The following is an 18459-nucleotide window of genomic DNA, read 5'->3' as shown; positions in this document are numbered from 1 at the left end:
GCGTCAATCGCGCCGTCTCATTTCGCGACGGCGCGCACAAACAGGAGTCAAAAAGACGACTTACTGCTCCGGACGCATGTACGGGAACAGCAGCACGTCACGGATCGAGCTGCTGCCGGTCAGCAGCATCACCAGGCGATCGACGCCGATGCCGAGGCCGCCGGTCGGGGCCATCCCGTACTCCAGCGCACGGATGTAGTCGGCGTCGTAGTGCATCGCCTCGTCGTCGCCGCCTTCCTTCGCGGCCACCTGGGCCTGGAAACGCTGGGCCTGGTCTTCCGGGTCGTTCAGCTCGGAGAAGCCATTGGCCAGCTCCTTGCCGTTGACGAACAGCTCGAAGCGGTCGGTGTAGCCCGGATCGTTGTCGTTGGCACGGGCCAGCGGCGAGACCTCCACCGGATGGTCGGTGATGAAGGTCGGCTGGATCAGGGTGTGCTCGACGGTGGCTTCGAAGATCTCCAGCAGCAGCTTGCCCCAGCCGTAAGACGGCTTGACGCGGATCTTCAAGCGCTCGCAATGGCGCAGGAGCGCCTCGCGGTCGGTGCAGTCGGCAGCGGAGATTTCCGGGTTGTGGTGGCGCACCGCCTCGTCCATGCGCCAGCGGCGGAAGGCCGGACCCAGGTCGATCTTCGCGCCATCCCACTCGACTTCGGTGCCACCGTTGACGGTCGTGGCCACGTCACGGATCACGCCTTCGGTCAGGTCCATGATCTCGTTGTACGTGGCGTAGGCCTCGTACAGCTCCATCATGGTGAATTCCGGGTTGTGGCGGGTGCTGACGCCTTCGTTGCGGAAGTTGCGGTTGATCTCGTAGACGCGCTCCAGGCCACCCACGGTCAGGCGCTTGAGGTACAGCTCCGGCGCCACGCGCAGGTACAGGTCCAGGTCCAACGCGTTGTGGTGGGTGGTGAACGGCTTGGCCGCCGCGCCGCCGGGGATGTAATGCATCATCGGCGTTTCGACTTCGAGGAAGTCGCGGTTGTCCAGCCACGCGCGCATGGCGCGGATGATCTTCGAGCGCTTGATGAACACCGCGCGCGACTCCGGGGTCACGATCAGGTCGACATAGCGCTGGCGGTAGCGCTGCTCGACGTCGGCCAGGCCATGCCACTTGTCCGGCAGCGGGCGCAGCGACTTGGTCAGCAGGCGGATCGATTCGGCCTTGACCGACAGCTCGCCGGTCTTGGTACGGGTCAGGCCGCCTTCGACGGCGATGATGTCGCCCACGTCCCAGCCCTTGAAGGCGGTATAGGCATCGCCCAGCACCGTGCCCTGCAGGAACAGCTGGATGCGGCCGGACTCGTCCTGGATCTGCGCGAAACTGGCCTTGCCCATGATGCGCTTGGCCATCAGGCGGCCCGCCATCTTCACCTGGCGGCCGTTGCCTTCCAGGGCCTCAGCGGTCCACTGCTCGGCGTCGGCGAATTCTTCCTGCAGGCGGCCGGCGAAGTCCTCGCGACGGAAGTCGTTCGGGTACGCGATGCCCTGCCCACGCAGCGTTTTGAGTTTCTCGCGGCGCTCGGCGATCAACTTGTTTTCGTCAACGGGGGGGGTATCGGTAGCTTCGCTCATGGATCTGCGGGAATCGTATAGTGAGGGGGGATGTTGCGCCCGGCACAGCCGGTTGCCCAGCATACCAAAACCGCCCAGCCCCGGCCCTGGGCCGGCGCCCTGCCCTGGTGGTCGCCAACCTTGGTTGGCGCTTTTCCGTGGCCTATGTATGCGGTCCGCCATCCACGCATGGCGTGGATCTACCGTCCGCCAACGCGGTAGCGCCGGGCCATGCCCGGCGGACAGGTCGCAGAAATCCGCCGGGCATGGCCCGGCGCTACCAACCACCTGTTTCTACCCGTTCCCCGGGAACGCCTGACGCAGCTCGTCCACCAGCACCCGCTGGTTCTCCGAGTAGTCGATCGGCACCGATACCAGGTGCACCCCACCCTCGTTGAACGCCGCCTCCAGCGTCGGGATGAACTGCTCGATGGCCGTCACCTCATGCCCCTTGCAGCCATAGGCTTCCGCATACTTCACGAAATCCGGGTTACTGAAGGTCATGCCGTAGTCGGTGAAGCCATCCACCGCCTGCTTCCAGCGGATCATCCCGTAGGCGCCATCGTTGAGGATCAGCACCACCAGGTTCAGGCCCAGCCGGCGCGCGGTCTCCAGCTCCTGGCTGTTCATCATGAAACCGCCATCGCCGCACACCGCCAGCACCCGCCGCTGCGGGTACAGGATCGAGGCCATGATCGCCGACGGCAGGCCCGCGCCCATCGTCGCCAGCGCGTTGTCCAGCAGCAGCGTATTGGCCACCTGGGTGCGGTAATTGCGCGCAAACCAGATCTTGTACATGCCGTTGTCCAGCGCCACGATGCCGTCCGGCGGCATCACCTGGCGCACGTCGTGCACCAGCCGCTGCGGGGTGAATCCAGCTTCCTCGGCACGGTCAGCCAGGTGTTCTAGAATGGTCGCGCGCAGTGGCAGCAGCGCGTCGGCGTTCGGCACTGCACCTTCGATACGGTCGGCCAGCTGGGTCAGCGAACGGCCGATGTCACCGATCACTTCCACCTGCGGGAAGTACACCTGCTCCACCGCCGCCTGCGAATAGCCGATATGGATCACGGTCGGCCCACCCGGGCGCATCACGAACGGCGGTTTCTCGGTGACCTCATGGCCGATGGTCACGATCACGTCGGCCTGGTCGATGGCCATATGCACGTAGTCACGCTCGGTCAACGCGGCGGTGCCCATGTACAGGCCCGAGCCACCGGCCACCGCCCCCTTGCCCATCTGCGTGGTGAAGAACGGAATACCCGCGCGCAACACGAAGGCCGACAACGCTTCGCTGGACTGCGGCCGCGACGCCGCCGAGGCGATCATCAGCAGCGGGCGCTTGGCATTGCGGATGATCTCCGCCGCGCGGTCCAGTGCTTCCGGACTGGCAATGGGACGATCCACCGCGTGCGGCGGAATCAGCGCTACGTCCCCGACCTCATCGGCCGCGATGTCTTCGGGCAGCTCCAGCAGCACCGGGCCCGGGCGCTCTTCCAGCGCGGTACGGAATGCCTCGCGGACGATGGTCGGAATGGTGCGCGCCGAGACGATCTGCCGCGCCTGCTTGGTCAGCGGCTTCATCGTGCTGACGATATCGACAATCTGGAAACGCGCCTGCTTGCTGGCGACGATGCCCTTCTGGCCAGTGATCATGATCACCGGCCACGCACCCAGCAGCGCGTACGCGGCGCCGGTGGTGAAGTTGAGCGCGCCCGGGCCGAGCGTGGCCAGGCACACACCCGGCTTCCCGGTCAGGCGGCCGTAGGTGGCTGCCATGAACACCGCCGCCTGTTCGTGGCGGGTGATGACCAGCTCGATGCTGGAATGGCGGAGTGATTCGACCACGTCGAGGTTCTCCTCGCCGGGGATGCCGAAAATACGCTCGACGCCTTCGTTCTCAAGCGCGGCGACAAGCAGATCTGAACCCTTGGACATTGGAATGCCGTCCTTTTCGCTGGACTGATGATGGATCGTTGCAGGAAGGATGAAAGCTGCGCGTCAACGCTTGTCGAACCACACCGTCTGCGCGTTGACGAATTCGCGGATGCCGAAGTGCGAGAGCTCGCGGCCGAAGCCGCTCTTCTTCACGCCGCCGATCGGCACGCGCGGGTCCGAAGCGGAGAAGCCGTTGACGAACACGCCGCCGGTCTGCAGCCGGCGTGCCAGCTGCATGGCCCGCGCGCGGTCGCCGCTCCACAGGTTGCCACTGAGGCCGAACTCGCTCTGGTTGGCCAGTTCCACCGCATGGTCGGCATCGCGGGCGCGGCTGATCGAGGCCACCGGCCCGAAGGTTTCGGTATCGAAAGCCTGCATGCCCGGCTCCACGTCGGCCAGCACGGTGGGGGCGTAGAACGCGCCCGGGCGATCCAGTTGATGGCCACCGACCAGCAGCTTCGCGCCGGCGTCCACCGAGGCCCGCACCTGCGCGTCCAGCTGCTCCAGCAGATCCTGGCGTGCCATCGGACCAATGCGATTACCCGCTTCACGGCCATCACCGATGGCCAGCGCCTGCACCTTCTGGCAGAACTGCGCCACGAAACGGTCGTACACCGCGTCTTCGACGATGATGCGCTTGCCGGCGATGCAGACCTGCCCGGTGTTCTGGAAGCGTGAGGCCACCGCCGCTTCGACGGCAGCGTCCAGATCGGCGTCGGCCAGCACGATGAACGGGTCCGAGCCGCCCAGTTCCAGCACCACCTTTTTCAGCGCCTGCCCGGCCTGGGCGGCGATGCTGCGGCCGGCGGCCACGCTGCCAGTCAGGGTCACCGCCGCGATGCGGTCATCGGCAATGGCACGACTGGTGCCTTCGCGGCTGATGTTGGCGGCAATGAAGGTACCGTCCGGCAGACCTGCATCACGCCACGCCGCGTCGAGCAGCTGCGCGGTACCGACGATGTTCTCGGCCGGCTTCAGCAGGAAGCCGTTGCCGCCCATCAGGATCGGCACCGCCGCGCGCATCACCTGCCAGTATGGGAAGTTCCACGGCATGATGCCCAGCACCACGCCCAGCGGCAGGTAGGACACGTAAGCCTTGTCGTCGGGCACCTGGGTCGGTTCGTCGCGCAGGAACTGCGCACCGTTGTCGGCGTACCAGTCGCACAGCACGGCGCACTTCTCGATCTCGGCCAGCGACTCGGCCTGGACCTTGCCCATTTCGGCGGTGGCCAGCGCAGCCAGCTTCTCGCGGTCACGGCGCAGTACGGCAGCCATCGCGCGCAGCACCTCCGCCCGCTGTTCGAGGCTCCTGGCGCTCCAGGCCGCGAAGCCGGCCTGGCCGCGGTCAAGGATCGCTTCCAGTTCGGCGTCGGTGGCGAAGGGATGACTGGCGATCTGTTGGCCAGTGGCGGGATCGCGGGAAATGGCGGTGGTGGGGGCAGCGGACATGCAGGTCTCCTGGTGTCTCGACAACGGGCGGTGGCCCGTCTCCTGCACAGGAATGTGGACCCGATGGACGGGCACAACAAGGCGTCTACTTATCCTGTGACCTGCACTTACCTGCCTGAATGGGGTGGGTTGTCCTGGCAGGGCTGCGCCCTGCACCCGCAGAGGCTTCAAACCAAGGCAACGGCAACAGCGTGCATTCCGCGGGATGGTGGGGTGGGTCCGGTTGCGGGGGACGGCGTGAATACATCCATGTAGCCTCGGTCGCGCCATCCATGGCGCTCACGCCCCCGCAACCGGACCCACCCCGCCTTCGACAATTTCCCGCGATCTGTCGGAAATGCTCTTGGGGTCAGATCCGTTTTCCTACGGAAAACGGATCTGACCCCGGAATTTCTTTCGATATCTGACAGATGTATCGGCCAAGGTCGACACCTACCAACAACCGCGCGAAATCTGTCTGAGGTGGGGTGGTGTGGGTTGGCAGGACCGTTGGCGCCATGGGCCCGAGGCATGCCTCGGGCGGGTTGGGCAGGACGCCCAACCCCGGTCTTGCCGTGTGCGCAGGACAGCGCACACGAGCAAGGCGCCATCGAGCCCCCAGGGGTGAGGGCGCTTTGCTTGCGAAGCACTGCTTCGCAAGCGCCCGAACGCACAGCCGCCAGCGGCTGGGCCGGACCGCGGAGCGGGGTTTACGGCGTGTCCTGCCAACCCACACCGCCCCGCCATCCCACGGAATGCCCGCTGTTGCTGCTGCTGTCGCTTCGGCCTCTGTGGGTGCAGGGCGCAGCCCTGCCGACCAACCTACTTCCGCGGCAGGTAGGTCACCAGTGACAGATCGTGGCGGCTCTCCGGCACCAGCGCCACGTACTGCAGGTCCAGCAACCCGCGCGTGGGATGGTTCAGCTTCTTCGCACCTTCGTCGAACCGGCGCACGTCGTGCTCCGGCCACCACTGGCGGAACTCCTCGCTGTGCGCGGCGATGTCCTCGGCCAGCGCGAGGAACGGGGCCTTGTCCGGCGCCTGCGCCATCGCCGCGCGGAAGCCTGCCAGCAGGCCGCGGGTCATTTCTTCCCAGTTGAGGATCAACGTGCGGTACGGCAGGTACAGGAACATCAGCCGCAGCGTGTTGCGCTCATGTGGCGCCAGCTGGCTGTAGTCCACGAACAGGTCGGCGATGGCCGGGTTCCAGGCCAGGATGTCGTAACGGGTATTGCGCACGTAAGCCGGGATCGGCTGCATCGCTTCGACCAGCTGGCGCAGGCCATCGGTGACCGTCTCGTCGGGAGACTCCAGTGGCACGCCGTAGCCGGACAGCGCGAACGCATAGGCGCGTTCGTCATCACTCATGCGCAGTACCTGCGCCAAGCGCTCCAGCACCTCCGGCGAAGCGCGCACTTCGCGCCCCTGCTCGATCCAGGTGTACCAGCTGACGCTGACCCCGATCGCCAGCGCGACTTCCTCCCGCTTCAGGCCCGGGGTGCGCCGGCGCCCGGCCGGGAGGCCGAGCGTGGCGGGGTCGACACGGGCACGGCAGGCCTTGAGGAAGCCGCCAAGTTCCTTGCGTTCACTTTCGCTGCGCATCATCGCCCTCCATCACGGAGGGCGATGATATCCGCGCAGGCACGTCGATCAGGCATCGACGCGCTTGGAGCCCACGGCCAGGCCGGCCTTCAGGCTGGCTTCGACGAACTCGTCCAGGTCGCCGTCGAGCACCTTCTGCGTATCCGAACGCTCGATGCCCGTGCGCAGGTCCTTGATACGGCTCTGGTCGAGCACGTAATTGCGGATCTGGCTGCCCCAGCCGATGTCGGACTTGGTGGCTTCCACGGCGTCCTTTTCGGCGTTGCGCTTCTGGATCTCCAGCTCGTACAGCTTGGCGGCCAGCATCTTCATCGCGTTGTCACGGTTCTGGTGCTGGCTGCGGCCGGTCTGGCAGGCCACGACGATGTTGGTCGGGATGTGGGTGATACGCACCGCCGACTCGGTCTTGTTCACGTGCTGGCCACCGGCACCGGACGAACGGTACACGTCGGTACGCAGGTCGGCCGGGTTGATGGTGATGTCGATGTTGTCGTCGATTTCCGGCGACACGAACACCGAGGTGAAGCTGGTGTGGCGGCGGTTGTCCGAGTCGAACGGCGACTTGCGCACCAGGCGGTGCACGCCGGTCTCGGTCTTCAGCCAGCCATAGGCATAGTCGCCTTCCACGCGCAGCGTGGCCGACTTGATGCCGGCGACGTCGCCACCGGAGACTTCCATCAGCTCGGTCTTCCAGCCGCGCGATTCACACCAGCGCAGGTACATGCGCAGCAGGATCTCGGCCCAGTCCTGGGCTTCGGTGCCACCGGCACCGGCCTGGATGTCGACAAAGGCAGCAGCGTTGTCCATCTCGCCGGAGAACATGCGCTGGAACTCCAGCTTCTCCACATGCGCCTGATGCTTGTCCAGGTCGGCCACCACGGCCAGTGCGGTGTCCTCGTCCTGCTCGGACTCGGCCAGCTCAAGCAGTTCGGTGGCATCAGCCAGGCCGTCCAGCACCGAGGCGATGCCGCCCACGGTCTTTTCCAGGCTGGAGCGCTCGCGGCCCAGGTTCTGGGCGTATTCGGCGTTGTTCCAGACGTCGGGGCTTTCCAGCTCCCGCGTTACTTCTTCAAGACGCTCTTTCTTGGCGTCGTAGTCAAAGATACCCCCGAAGCGACAGCACGCGATCGGTCAGATCGGTGATGCGCTGGCGGACAGGATTCAGTTCGATCATGTCGGCGGTTATGCATTCAAAAGATGACTGGTAATGATACCGCAGGCCGGGGATGCCCGGAATGAGGGCCTCACCCTGCCCCCAGCGCCTGCCGCAGCACTGGCAGCTGGCGCCGGCTGCAGGGCACTTTGGCCCCATCGGCCATATGCAGCAGGGCCTCGCCGCCGTCCAGCGGCTCGATCGAGCGCAACTGGCTACGGTGGATCAGCCAGCTGCGGTGCGGACGCAGGAACTCGCCCGGGTCCAGCCGCTGTTCCAGTACCGCCATGGTGATCCGCAGCGGGTAGTCGTGGCCGCGTACCCGCAGGTTCACGTAGTTCCCCGCCGCCTGGGCGTACTCCACGTCCGCGGTGGCCACCAGGAATTCCTTGCCCAGCTTGCGAACCAGGAAATGCTGGGGGCGCTCGACCGGCTCCACCGGCGGGCCGACGTCGGGCTCGGTCAGCAGGTGCGCTTCACCCTGCCGCTGGCGGCCGAACCAGGCCACGGCGTGCACGGCAATCACCAGCAGGCTGTAGGTCTGCACGTCCTTGAAGAACTCGTAGAACCACTGCGCCGGCCAGGCGCCATAGGTGTAGTGCTGGCCAATCAGGGCGAAGGCCAGCTTGCGCATCAGCACCATGGCACTGACATGCAACAGCCACCAGGCAACGCCACCCAGCACGTAGAAGCCGATCCGGCGCCGCCAGGTGTCTGCATGCAACGGCCACCGGTGAGCGGCGGCATGCAGAAGTGCCAGCAGGCCCAGGCTGGCAAGCGCACTGCTGAACTCCTCGATCGAAGCCGCAAGGCCCGGGAATGGCTGGGCGTCCCGCAATGCCCGCATCCACTGCGCCAGCACATTGCCCGCAGCGGTACACAGGAACAGCAGCGACCAGAACACTGCAGCCATGCCCGCGCGGTTGGGACGATCTGCAACAAGGGCGGGATCGACCGCCGGATCTCCATTTTCCATGCCGCCATTGTTGCCCATCCGACCCTTTCCGCATCGGCCATTGGTCCCAATAACCCCTCCATTGGACCCTGCAAGGCTGCCATTGCACCCTATCCGCTGGCGACGCTGAGCCTTGCGGCGGAAGGTGAAGCATCCTCCTGACGCCCATCGCCATGCACCGTCGCCACGATCTGGACACCCTGCGCATCGCCGCCTTCGCGTTGCTGATCCTCTACCACGCCGCCATGGCCTATGTGGCCGGCTGGGACTTCCACCTCAAGAGCGCCTACACCGCCGAATGGCTGCAGTGGCCGATGATCGCGCTGAACCGCTGGCGTATGCCGCTGCTGTTTGCCATCAGTGGTATCGCCTTGGGCCTTTCCCTGCCAGACCACGGGCGACTGCAGCACACGCTCCGCCGTAGCTGGCGCCTGCTGCTGCCCCTGGTCTTCGGTATCGTCGCGGCGGTGTCCCTGCAGGCCTACTGCGAGGCCTTGGACAAGGGTGACGTGGCACCGGGGCTGGGCCATTTCCTGTGGCGCTACTGGCAGTTCCGGCCGTGGCCGGGCGCGCACTTCAGTGGTGCCGCCTACGGCTTCACCTGGAATCATCTCTGGTACCTGGCCTACCTTCTGCCCTACACCGTACTGGCAGTCGTGCTGGCCAGCCTGCTCCGACCATTGCGCAGGGCGCTGCCGCGCTGGCAACCCGGTGATCGCCTGCTGGGCACCCTGCTGCTGGTGCTGCCGGTAGCGTGGCTGACCTGGGCACTGCTGGTGCTGATGCCTCGCTGGCCACCCACCCACGCCTTACTGGACGACATATACGTGCACGCCGAATCGCTGCCGCTGTTCTTGGCCGGCTTCCTGGCGGCACGCTGGCAGCGCGGCTGGGATCTGCTGGTGCGCGGGCGTCGCCTGACCCTGGCCCTGGCGGTGCTGGGGCTCTGCCTGGAGCTGGGCATCCGCGCACTGGCCCGCCTGCCGCATGTAGGCGATCTGGATGCGTGGGTGCTGGCACTGCCGTGGGCCCAGACCGAACGCGTCGGCCGCGCGTTGTATACGTGGTGCATGCTGCTGACCCTATTCGGCTGGGCGCGCGTGCTGCTGGACCGTCCCTGGCACGGTCTGAACTACTGCCGCGAAGCTGTGTTCAGTTGGTACATCCTGCATCAGACTGTGCTGATCGTTCTGCTGTACGCGCTGCGCCCGCTGCAGCTGGGCCCGTGGCTGGAACCTGCACTACTGGTGGCTGGCACAATAAGCGCCTGTCTGCTGATCCACGAGCTGCTGATCCGACGTGTGCGCTGGCTGCGCCCGCTGTTCGGCCTCCGTGCCGATCCGCCAGCGTCGCCGATTGCACGCGCCGCAACGGCGCGCTGAGTTCGGTGCCGTTGTAGATACCGTGTCGCCCTCGCCTAGGCAAGGGCGACGTCAGGCTCAAAGGGTCGGCCACTTCTCAGTACGCCCCAAATCAGATGGATGAGCTTGCGCATCACTGCACACATGACGACCTTGAAGGGCTTGCCTTTCGCGCTGAGCCGGTCTGCAAAGGACTTCAGTGTGGGGTTGTGGGTCTTCCCGGTCAGCGCCGGCATGTACAGCTTTTTGCGGAAATTGGCGTCGCCGACGCGTGATATCCGGCATTTGCCTTCGTAGTTTCCTGATTGACGCTGGGCCGGATTCAGGCCCGCGTGGGCAACCACCTGGCGCACGTCGCTGTATTTGCTTAGATCCCCCAGCATGGCCAACAGCTGGGCACTGCTGGTGTTGCCTACACCGGGGATGCTGGTAAGCAGTTGATGACGCCGGCGCAGGTCCGGATCGTTATCGATATGGTCCTCAATCGCCTTCTGGACCTGCTTGATCTGCTCTTCCAACGTCCGGATCACATCCTTGATCCCTTGCTGGACCGAGATATCGGCAACGTCCAGGCGGTTGTGCTCCATCTGCAGCATTTCCTGGAGGTCATCTCGACGCCGTACCAAGGCGCGCAGCTTCACCTCCGAGGGCGTCGGTGGAACGTAGGGATACAGCTTTTCCGAGCGTTGTGCCTCAAAAAACCGGGCAATCAGCTTGGCGTCGCTGCGGTCAGTCTTGGTCCGCATCCCCTCCGCCTGCCCAAACGCCTTTACTCGGGCGGGATTGGCCACATGAACCACTACCCCCGCTTCCACCAGTGCTTGAGCCAAGGCCTCGTGATAGATGCCTGTAGCCTCCATACCTACCGCCGCGTTCGGCGCATGTTTGGCGCGCCAGGCCAGAAGCTCATCAAAACCCTTTGGCGTATTGGGGAGTTTGGCCTTGGTTCGATACTTGCCGTGAGATAGAGGCAGGGCGATGTCAAAAGTCGCCTTGGCTGCGTCGATGCCGATAAATTGCATGATTTCGCTCCAGCTTGAACTTACGATCGTGATCGGAAGCCGCCAGACTTGCCCTTGTGAGTACAGGCTCTCACCCGATGGCGGGCCTAAGATACCGTTCAAGTTCCATGGCGGTGTCAGGCCGCCGACGCGCTGAATCTACTTTGCAAGCTCGAAGGCTTAAGAGCCGAGGCAGCGTCATCGGAGCCTCCCGGGTCACCGGGGGATTGTGCCTGATCAGGGCACGATCCAAGACACAAGAGCCGAGCCCACGCTCGGCTGCTTCTGCCGTGAGCCGAGCATAGGCTCGGCTCTACCTTGAGGCAGTCGAGCAAGCTCGACTCTACATATGCCTGGGATCGATCATTTCACCTCGAACTCGCCCACCAGCACGGTTTCAGCGCGATCCTTCAATCGCATCGTCACCATCTGGTCCTTCTGCTTCGGCGTGCCCCAGTGCGTGGTCAGCCGCAGCATCAGCGTCGTCGCACCGGTCACCAGCTGCTGGCGGCTGCCGAAGTAGTTCGCCTCCACCTTGTACTTGCCGGGCTTGGCGTTGCGCAGCGAGAACTGCTCGGGACCATAGCCGCCGGTGAAGTCCTGCGACATCTGCCCGCCCTGATAGGTCAGGCGGTTGCCGTAGTACGCGCGCTCGCCGTTCGGGTCGGTCACCCACAGGTCCATGTCGCTGTTGTCGGCATCCCACGACAGCACCACGCGCAGGTCCAGCGGCATCGCCTGCAGCAGGCGCGGGTCGATGCTGCGGGTATCCAGCCGTGGCGTGCTGCGTGCCACCAAGTTGTTCAGCTCATCCAGCGCGATCAGGGCGATGCCGTCGAAGCGGTTGTCCCACGGCCGCACCACCACCTGATACAGCGGCGCCAACGCCTGCTGCGGCTTGCCCGCAGCCGCCAGTGCCAGGCCAAGATCGCGGAAGCTCTGCGGTTCTTCCTGGCCCATCGCCAGCACCTGCTCGAACACCGGAACCGCCAGTGCCGGCGCGTCGGCCTGCATCAACCGGTAGCCGAGCACACGCAACAGGTGGCGGTTGTCCAGGTCCATCTCGGCCAGGTTCGACAGCACGCGCAGTGCCAGTTCGCGCTGGCCCTGCTCCAGCAACAGATCGGCCACGTCGAGGAAGAACGCGCTGCTGTCGGCGTGTGCGTCACGCTCGGCCAGGTAACGGTCATACAGTTGCGACGCCGGGCCCTGGCGCAGCCGCCGGGCGATGGCCGAGTCCGGCTGCCACGCCGCCAGCTGGATGCCGAGCTCCCCATTGTTGGCGGCGGATGCAGCGACAACGCTGCCGGTGAGCGCGACCACATCCAGCGCTTTGTTCGATGCGGAGGCTGAGCGACGTGCACGCGCGCTGCTGGCTTCCATGCGTTGCTCGGCGGCGGCCATCGGTGCCGCGGGGGCCGGCGCAGCGAGCATCGCCACCGGCGCCGAGTCCATCGCGTAGTCCGCGGATGCAACTTCCAGCGCCCCGCCCTTCAACTGCGGAGGCGCTCCCTTCGGCCAGCTTCGGTTCCACCACTGCTGGCGCTCCTTCCAACGTGCGGCAACCTGGTCCAGGCGCTGGCGATCGGCAGCGGCGCGATCGCTCACCTGCCGTGCGAAGCGGGCATCGTACTCGGCGCGCAGCTTGCCGGACGGGCGGATCGCGTAGCGCAGGTAGTCCTCCAGGGTCTCCAGCACGATCAGCGAGGTGTCCGGTCCGACCACGCCGAACTGCTGCGACAGCAGTTGCATTGCCTCGCGATTGCCTCGGCGGTCGGCGCCGAGTTGCTGCAGACGGGCCTGCGCCCACAAGCCGGCCAGCAGCTCACCGTCGTCACTCTTCTGCGTTGCCGGCAGCGCCTGCCATTCACCGCCGCCCACGCGCACCCGCATCGGCACGCCGTCCGCCGCAAGGAGGGCATGCAGCCATAGCCAGCCTTCGGCCTCGCTGCGACGATCGATCACAACATCCTGTACGCCACGGCCCGCATCGACCTGCACGTCCAACGGCGACGACAGCAGTTCGCGAGCGGCCGCATCAACATCCTTGCCCAGCGCGACAAAGCGACCGCCATGCGCTTCGCTCCAGCCGCGCAGGCGCACTGCATCGGTTCGCGCACCAGCACTGCTGACCGCGAACAGGCGCTGCTGCGGTGCGAGTGCTGGCAGTGCTTCCGGTCCATAGGTCAGCAGGCCATCGCTGACCAGCAGGTACTCCTTCACGCTCGGTTGCGGCTGCCACTGCGCCAGCGCGCTGGCACCGTCCGGGCGTACGGCCTGCAGCGCTGCGCGCAGCTCGCTCCAGTTGCCTGCACGGACACGGAAGCGACGCATCGGTTCGGCACGGTCGCGCAGCACGGTCAACGCCACGGTGCCGTCACCCATCGCTGCGAAATAGCGATCCAGCAAGGCGAACTCACGTGTGCGATCGCGCTGGCCCGCCGAACCGGAACCGTCCCACAGCAGGCCGATATCGCTGGGCAACGTGCGGGGCGTGCTGCTGGGCGACACCGGCAGCTGCGCCAACAGGTAGTGCCCGTCCTGCCAGGGCGCCACCTGCACCTGTGCCTGGCGTGCCGCCGGCAGGCTCCACTGCAGCTGCGTCGGCAACTGCGCGCCCCTGCCCTGCCAGTGCAGCTGGCCCGCGTTGATGCGGAACGGAGCCGTACCTGCGGTGGCCGCTTCCGGCGCCTGCAGCTTCAGCTCAACCGATGCAGCGCCAGCGGCGAACTGCAGCGGCAGCGTCCACTGCCAGCCCTGGCCGGCGAAGGCCAGCGGTTCGCGAATCACCAGCTGCACGCGTCGGCTGCCACCGGCCGGCAGCGGATAGATACGCAGGCGGAACTGGTTGCCGGCAGTCTGTTCCAGCAGGCCCGGGTCGACACCGCGGCGGGCGATCTCCTCGAACACCTGGCGGCCACGGTCCTTGGGCACCGGCACCGCATCGCGCAGCTCACCGTTGATGTCCAGTGCAAAGCCGGTGATCTGCTGGCCATCGGCCAACGGGAACTGCAGCTCGCCCTCCAGCACGCGCCGGTTCGGGTTGTGGAACTCCAGGGTGATCCGGGTCTGGGCGACGCCGGCCTGGACCTCGCCTTCGATGCGGGCACGCTGCAGCTGCACCGACTGTTCGGCGGCGGGCGCAATCAACAGCGGGGTGGTGGCTTGCGGCCTGGCAATACGTGGCGACTGAGCGCCGACAGGCCCAACCGCGAGGGCCAGCAACAACACAGCGCAGCAACGGACGAAGACCATGACAGGGCTCCAGTGGGATCGTGGACATTTGAACGCACGGACAGCCGGAATGGGGTTGGACCGTGCGCGGCTTTTCTTTGCCCTCACCCACAGGCACCATTCCCCACGCTCCCACACGCGCAAGGATGCCGATGCGATTGCCCCTGCTGGCCACTCTGTTGGCACTGGCCTGCCCCCTGACCGCCCTTGCTGCGGCTCCGGCCAAGAGCCTGTATTTCCAGCACCACGACTGGGTCGTGGCCTGTGACAACACTTTGACCTGCCGCGCGGCCGGCTACGCCGCCGACGATGACAGCACCCTGAGTGTGCTGCTCATCCGCAAGGGCGGCCCGGGCCAGGCCATCCAGGGCCGCCTGTCGCTGCAGCCGGAAGAAGGCCAGACCCAGCCCAAGGGCGCGCTGCATCTGCGCATCCAGCGCCAGGACCTGGGCGTACTGGCTCCCGTGAAGGGCGAAGGCACGCACGGCTTGAATGCCGCACAGACCAGCGCGGTGCTGTCCGCATTGGTACGCGATGGAGGGATCAGCGTGACCGATGGCGCTGGCCATCGCTGGCCGCTGTCGGGCAAGGGTGCCGCAGCCGTGCTGCTGAAGATCGATGAATACCAGGGCCGCCTCGGCACGCCCGGCGCCGTGATGCGCAGGGGCAGCATGCCTGAGTCCGGCGTTCCCACCGCACTTCCGGTGCCGGTTGTACGCAAGGCCGCTACCCTGGACTCGACTCCGGATGATCCTGCGTTTGCTCGGCTGGCCGCCTCACCCGCCCTGCGCGCGGCACTGCGTGCCACGCTGGAGGACGATAGATGCGAAGGCCTGCAGGAAACCGACGCCGACGTTCCGCTCAGCAACTCCCCGCTGCAGGTCCAGCGCCTGGACGCGCAGCATGTGCTGGTCACTGTCCCGTGTTGGCGCGGGGCCTACAACATCGGCGATGGCTACTGGATCGCCCGCCCGCAGGCGCCGTTCCAGGCGCAATGGGTGACCAGCGATGCGATCGACTACGCCGACGGCCAGATCATTGCCGCGCAGAAGGGCCGCGGCCTCGCTGACTGCATTTCGCACGCAGCCTGGACGTGGGACGGGACGAACTTCATCGCGACGTCCGAGGTGGCACCTGGGCTATGCCGGGGCGTGCCCGGTGGCACCTGGGAACTGCCGACGCTGGTCAGCGAGGTCCGCTGACGCCACAGAAAAGGGGACGGAGGGGATTAAGTCGCAAGTGGCAAACAAGGCACAAGCGACTTAATCCCCTCCGTCCCCTTTTTTCATGCAGGCAGGCAGTGCTCGACGATCAACTGGATGGCGCTGCCGCCACGATAGTCATCGCAGGCCAGCCGAAAGGCCAGATGCACGTGACGGCCGGGCGCGTTACCGTGCCAGCCGCCGAAATGGATCGCGTTGATCGTGCCGGGTACGCCTGGCAGGCGCAGTTCCAGCTTGAGGTGGCGTTCCTTCAGCACACGCCAGTTGGCCACTTCGAAGTGGCCGTCGAACAGCGGCTCGGGGAAGCCCTGGCCCCACGGGCCGGCCAGGCGCAGCGCATCGGCGTGGCGATGATCCAGCTCATCTGCGGCCAGTTCGCCATCGCTCAGCACCTGCTGCTGCAGCGCCGCCGGGTCGAGCATTTCCAGCACCACGGCGACGAAGGCGGCCTTGAAATCATCAAGATGATCAAGCCGCATGCTCAGTCCAGCCGCCATGGCATGCCCACCGAAACGTTCGATCAGGCCCGGATGGCGCGCGTCGACCAGTGCCAGCGCGTCACGGATGTGCAGGCCGGGAATCGAGCGCGCCGAACCGCGCAGCGTGTCGGCACCGGGTTCTGCAGGCGCGAAGGCGATCACCGGGCGATGCAGGCGATCCTTCATCTTCGACGCGACCAGACCGACCACGCCCGGGTGCCAATCGGCGTCAAACAGGCAGGCCGCCACCGGTCGCTGGCCGGCCATGTCCAGCACCACGCGGGTCAACGCCTGCTCGGCGTCGTCAGTCATCGACTGCTGCACGGCGCGCCGTTCCGAATTGATCTGCTCCAGCGTCTGCGCGATCTCGCGCGCCTGGCGCGGGTCCTCGGTCAGCAGCAGCGCGATGCCCAGCGCCATGTCCTCCAGCCGACCCGCAGCGTTCAGGCGCGGGCCGAGCGCGAAGCCGATGTCAGTGGCGGTCAGTCGCGCGGCATCACGGCCGCTGGCTTCGATCAGCGCACGCAGGCCGACACAGCCCTGCCCCGCGCGCAGACGGCGCAGGCCCGCGCTGACCAGCGCACGGTTGTTCGGATCCAGCGCTACCAGGTCGGCGACGGTACCGACCGCCACCAGGTCCAGCAGTGTGGTCAGGTCCGGGCCCTTGCCATCGGCGAAGACGCCGGCCTCGCGCATCTGCCGGCGCAATGCCATCAGCACATAGAAAATCACGCCGACGCCGGCCAGCGATTTGCTGGGGAACGCATCGCCATCCAGATTCGGATCAACGATCACGTCTGCCGGCGGCAGCTGCGGGCCGGGCAGATGGTGGTCGGTGACCAGCACCTGCCAACCACGGGCCTTGGCCGCAGTCACACCCGCGTGGCAGGCAATGCCATGGTCAACCGTGACCAGCAGGTCCGGCTGCAGCTCGGCCAGCTCCTCCACCAGCGACGGCGACAGGCCGTAGCCGTGCACCATGCGGTTCGGCACCGCGTGCAAGACGTGCTGTGCGCCGAGCATGCGCAGGCCGCGCACGCCGACCGCACAGGCGGTGGCGCCATCGCAGTCGAAATCGCCGACCACCAGGATGCGCTTGTCGTTGGCGATGGCCTCGACCAGCAGGCCCACCGCAGCCTCGATGCCGGTCAGCAGCTCGGGCGCATGCAGGCTGCCCAGCTTCGGCAGCGCCAGCTCCGGGGTACCGGCACCGCGACTGGCGTAGAGCCGCGCCAGCAGTGGCAGCGTGCCCTCCGGCCAGTTGGCGGGCGCGACCGCATCGCGGCGGCGGATCGTCGGCGTATCAGAGGAGGGCTGCACGGCATCGGCGGCAAGGGACATCGGCATCGCCGGGTTACGGAAGACCCGCGCATGATACCCCGCTCGGCTTGCCAGGCTCTTCCCGGGCTTGGCGCAGGCGCGGTGATCGCCCATGCTTGTCCGCTTCTGAAACGGAATTCGCCATGTACCGCCTGCTGTCCGCACTGATTGTCGGCCTGTTGCTGCCGCTCGCCGGCCATGCCGGAAACACGCCACTGGAACCCGGCATCGAGTTCGTGCATCACGACTGGTTCCTGGCCTGCGACAACACCGGCACCTGCCGTGCAGCCGGCTATGGTCCGGAGAACGCAGACAGCTCGCTGGGCCTGATGCTGGAACGTGTCGGCGGTCCCGGAACGGCAGTAAAGGCGCGACTGCGGGTGGGCGAGGATGGCGAAAGTGCAATGCCCGAAGGCGCGATGCGCCTGCAGGTGAACGGCCGTGATCTGGGGCCCGTGCAGGACACCGGTGCCGACGAATCCGTGACGCTGCGGCCGGCGCAGGTTGGTGCGCTGCTCGCCGCTCTGCCCGGCAAGGCGCGCATCGAGGTGATCGACAGCAGGGCCACGCGCTGGCCGATTTCCGATCGTGGTGCCGCCGCCGTGCTGTTGAAGATGGACGAAGTACAAGGGCGCCTTGGCACGCCCGGCGCCCTGGTACGGCGTGGCACGCGTGCTGAAGCGAGTGTGCCGGCTGCGCAGACCAGGCCCGTGATCATGCGTGCCACGCTGGCGGCCACTCGCCCCGGAGACAACACACTGGGTAGCAGCGAAGCGCTGCGCGACGCGCTGATTGCCACGCTCGACGACGGTGACGACTGTCCGCGTCTGATCGAGTACAAGGGCACCCCGGAAATGGTGATCGAGCGGCTGGACGACAGCCATGTACTGGTGCAGGCGCTGTGCCAGATGGGTGCATACAACTACAGCAATGGTTTCTGGATCGCGCGTGATCGCCCTCCGTTCGCCCCGCAGACGGTTACGCTCGAAGCGGAGGGTTTTTCGCACTTCGAGCGCACGCTGTACGCACGCTCCAAAGGCAGAGGCATCGGCGACTGCGTCTCCGGCTCGGACTGGACATGGGATGGCCGCCGATTCCAGCCAAGCAGTGCTTTCAGCACCGGGCTGTGCCGTGGCATGCCGGGCGGTCACTGGATGCTGCCGACCCTGGTCAGCGAGGTTCGTTGAATGCACTCCCCTGCTCTGCCGCAACTGCCG

General features: G+C 66.3%; 12 protein-coding genes. 3 read left to right on the top strand and 9 right to left on the bottom strand.

The annotated features are described in order from the left end of the window. Nucleotides 1-60: 60 nt before the first annotated feature. The 6 genes from lysS to SMAL_RS09330 form a co-directional block, all read right to left on the bottom strand. Entirely contained in the window at nt 61-1572 is a 1512-nt protein-coding gene (lysS, locus tag SMAL_RS09355) for a lysine--tRNA ligase (protein ID WP_012510939.1), read from the bottom strand. A gap of 273 nt (nt 1573-1845) precedes the next feature. Then, the gene (locus SMAL_RS09350) at nt 1846-3486 is read right to left on the bottom strand and encodes an acetolactate synthase large subunit (RefSeq protein ID WP_012510938.1); all 1641 of its coding nucleotides are present in this window, start codon (nt 3484-3486) and stop codon (nt 1846-1848) included. A gap of 63 nt (nt 3487-3549) precedes the next feature. Further along, complete coding sequence (locus tag SMAL_RS09345) at nt 3550-4935, bottom strand: NAD-dependent succinate-semialdehyde dehydrogenase (RefSeq protein WP_006364475.1); 1386 nt, start codon at nt 4933-4935, stop codon at nt 3550-3552. 801 nt (nt 4936-5736) lie between these two features. Continuing rightward, nucleotides 5737-6519, bottom strand: a complete 783-nt coding sequence (locus SMAL_RS09340; protein WP_041864512.1) for a helix-turn-helix transcriptional regulator — start codon at nt 6517-6519, stop codon at nt 5737-5739. 45 nt (nt 6520-6564) lie between these two features. Continuing rightward, nucleotides 6565-7690, bottom strand: a protein-coding gene (gene prfB, locus SMAL_RS09335; protein ID WP_012510936.1) for a peptide chain release factor 2 whose coding sequence is annotated in 2 segments (ribosomal slippage) — nt 6565-7614 and nt 7616-7690 — 1125 coding nt in all. Because the reading frame shifts where the segments join, the coding sequence is not laid out codon by codon here. A 70-nt stretch (nt 7691-7760) separates the two neighbouring features. Further along, nucleotides 7761-8663 (bottom strand): LytTR family DNA-binding domain-containing protein, encoded by a 903-nt coding sequence (locus tag SMAL_RS09330; RefSeq protein ID WP_006364469.1) that lies wholly within the window; start codon nt 8661-8663, stop codon nt 7761-7763. A 134-nt stretch (nt 8664-8797) separates the two neighbouring features. Here SMAL_RS09330 and SMAL_RS09325 point away from each other — a divergent pair, with 134 nt between their 5' ends. Next, nucleotides 8798-10006 (top strand): acyltransferase family protein, encoded by a 1209-nt coding sequence (locus tag SMAL_RS09325; RefSeq protein WP_012510935.1) that lies wholly within the window; start codon nt 8798-8800, stop codon nt 10004-10006. 35 nt (nt 10007-10041) lie between these two features. Here the strand turns inward: SMAL_RS09325 and SMAL_RS09320 are convergent, their stop codons facing one another. After that, nucleotides 10042-11007: an IS110-like element ISStma4 family transposase gene (locus SMAL_RS09320; protein WP_012510657.1), complete on the bottom strand. Its 966-nt coding sequence runs from the start codon at nt 11005-11007 to the stop codon at nt 10042-10044. Nucleotides 11008-11349: 342 nt separating this feature from the next. Beyond that, on the bottom strand, nt 11350-14241 hold the full coding sequence (locus SMAL_RS09315; protein WP_012510934.1) for a DUF2135 domain-containing protein: 2892 nt from the start codon (nt 14239-14241) through the stop codon (nt 11350-11352). A gap of 131 nt (nt 14242-14372) precedes the next feature. On the opposite strand from SMAL_RS09315, the gene SMAL_RS09310 reads away from it, so the two are divergent. Beyond that, complete coding sequence (locus SMAL_RS09310; RefSeq protein ID WP_012510933.1) at nt 14373-15422, top strand: DUF1176 domain-containing protein; 1050 nt, start codon at nt 14373-14375, stop codon at nt 15420-15422. 83 nt (nt 15423-15505) lie between these two features. Here SMAL_RS09310 and recJ read toward each other — a convergent pair whose 3' ends face one another. Beyond that, on the bottom strand, nt 15506-17263 hold the full coding sequence (gene recJ, locus SMAL_RS09305) for a single-stranded-DNA-specific exonuclease RecJ (RefSeq protein WP_012510932.1): 1758 nt from the start codon (nt 17261-17263) through the stop codon (nt 15506-15508). Nucleotides 17264-17385: 122 nt separating this feature from the next. On the opposite strand from recJ, the gene SMAL_RS09300 reads away from it, so the two are divergent. Beyond that, complete coding sequence (locus SMAL_RS09300) at nt 17386-18429, top strand: DUF1176 domain-containing protein (RefSeq protein WP_012510931.1); 1044 nt, start codon at nt 17386-17388, stop codon at nt 18427-18429. The last annotated feature ends 30 nt before the right edge of the window (nt 18430-18459 follow it).

Source organism: Stenotrophomonas maltophilia R551-3 (assembly GCF_000020665.1).
In the GTDB taxonomy this organism is placed as follows: domain Bacteria; phylum Pseudomonadota; class Gammaproteobacteria; order Xanthomonadales; family Xanthomonadaceae; genus Stenotrophomonas; species Stenotrophomonas maltophilia_L.
Note: the sequence above shows the minus strand (reverse complement) of the source record. Positions and strands in the feature narration are given on the sequence as shown.

Excerpts from the sequence above, each read along its gene's own strand:
- SMAL_RS09345 (WP_006364475.1), bottom strand. The coding sequence starts at position 4,935 with ATGTCCGCTGCCCCCACCACCGCCATTTCCCGCGATCCCGCCACTGGC.
- lysS (WP_012510939.1), bottom strand. The coding sequence starts at position 1,572 with ATGAGCGAAGCTACCGATACCCCCCCCGTTGACGAAAACAAGTTGATC.
- SMAL_RS09350 (WP_012510938.1), bottom strand. The coding sequence starts at position 3,486 with ATGTCCAAGGGTTCAGATCTGCTTGTCGCCGCGCTTGAGAACGAAGGC.
- SMAL_RS09330 (WP_006364469.1), bottom strand. The coding sequence starts at position 8,663 with ATGGGCAACAATGGCGGCATGGAAAATGGAGATCCGGCGGTCGATCCC.
- SMAL_RS09325 (WP_012510935.1), top strand. The coding sequence starts at position 8,798 with ATGCACCGTCGCCACGATCTGGACACCCTGCGCATCGCCGCCTTCGCG.
- SMAL_RS09320 (WP_012510657.1), bottom strand. The coding sequence starts at position 11,007 with ATGCAATTTATCGGCATCGACGCAGCCAAGGCGACTTTTGACATCGCC.
- SMAL_RS09340 (WP_041864512.1), bottom strand. The coding sequence starts at position 6,519 with ATGATGCGCAGCGAAAGTGAACGCAAGGAACTTGGCGGCTTCCTCAAG.
- SMAL_RS09300 (WP_012510931.1), top strand. The coding sequence starts at position 17,386 with ATGTACCGCCTGCTGTCCGCACTGATTGTCGGCCTGTTGCTGCCGCTC.
- recJ (WP_012510932.1), bottom strand. The coding sequence starts at position 17,263 with ATGTCCCTTGCCGCCGATGCCGTGCAGCCCTCCTCTGATACGCCGACG.
- SMAL_RS09310 (WP_012510933.1), top strand. The coding sequence starts at position 14,373 with ATGCGATTGCCCCTGCTGGCCACTCTGTTGGCACTGGCCTGCCCCCTG.
- SMAL_RS09315 (WP_012510934.1), bottom strand. The coding sequence starts at position 14,241 with ATGGTCTTCGTCCGTTGCTGCGCTGTGTTGTTGCTGGCCCTCGCGGTT.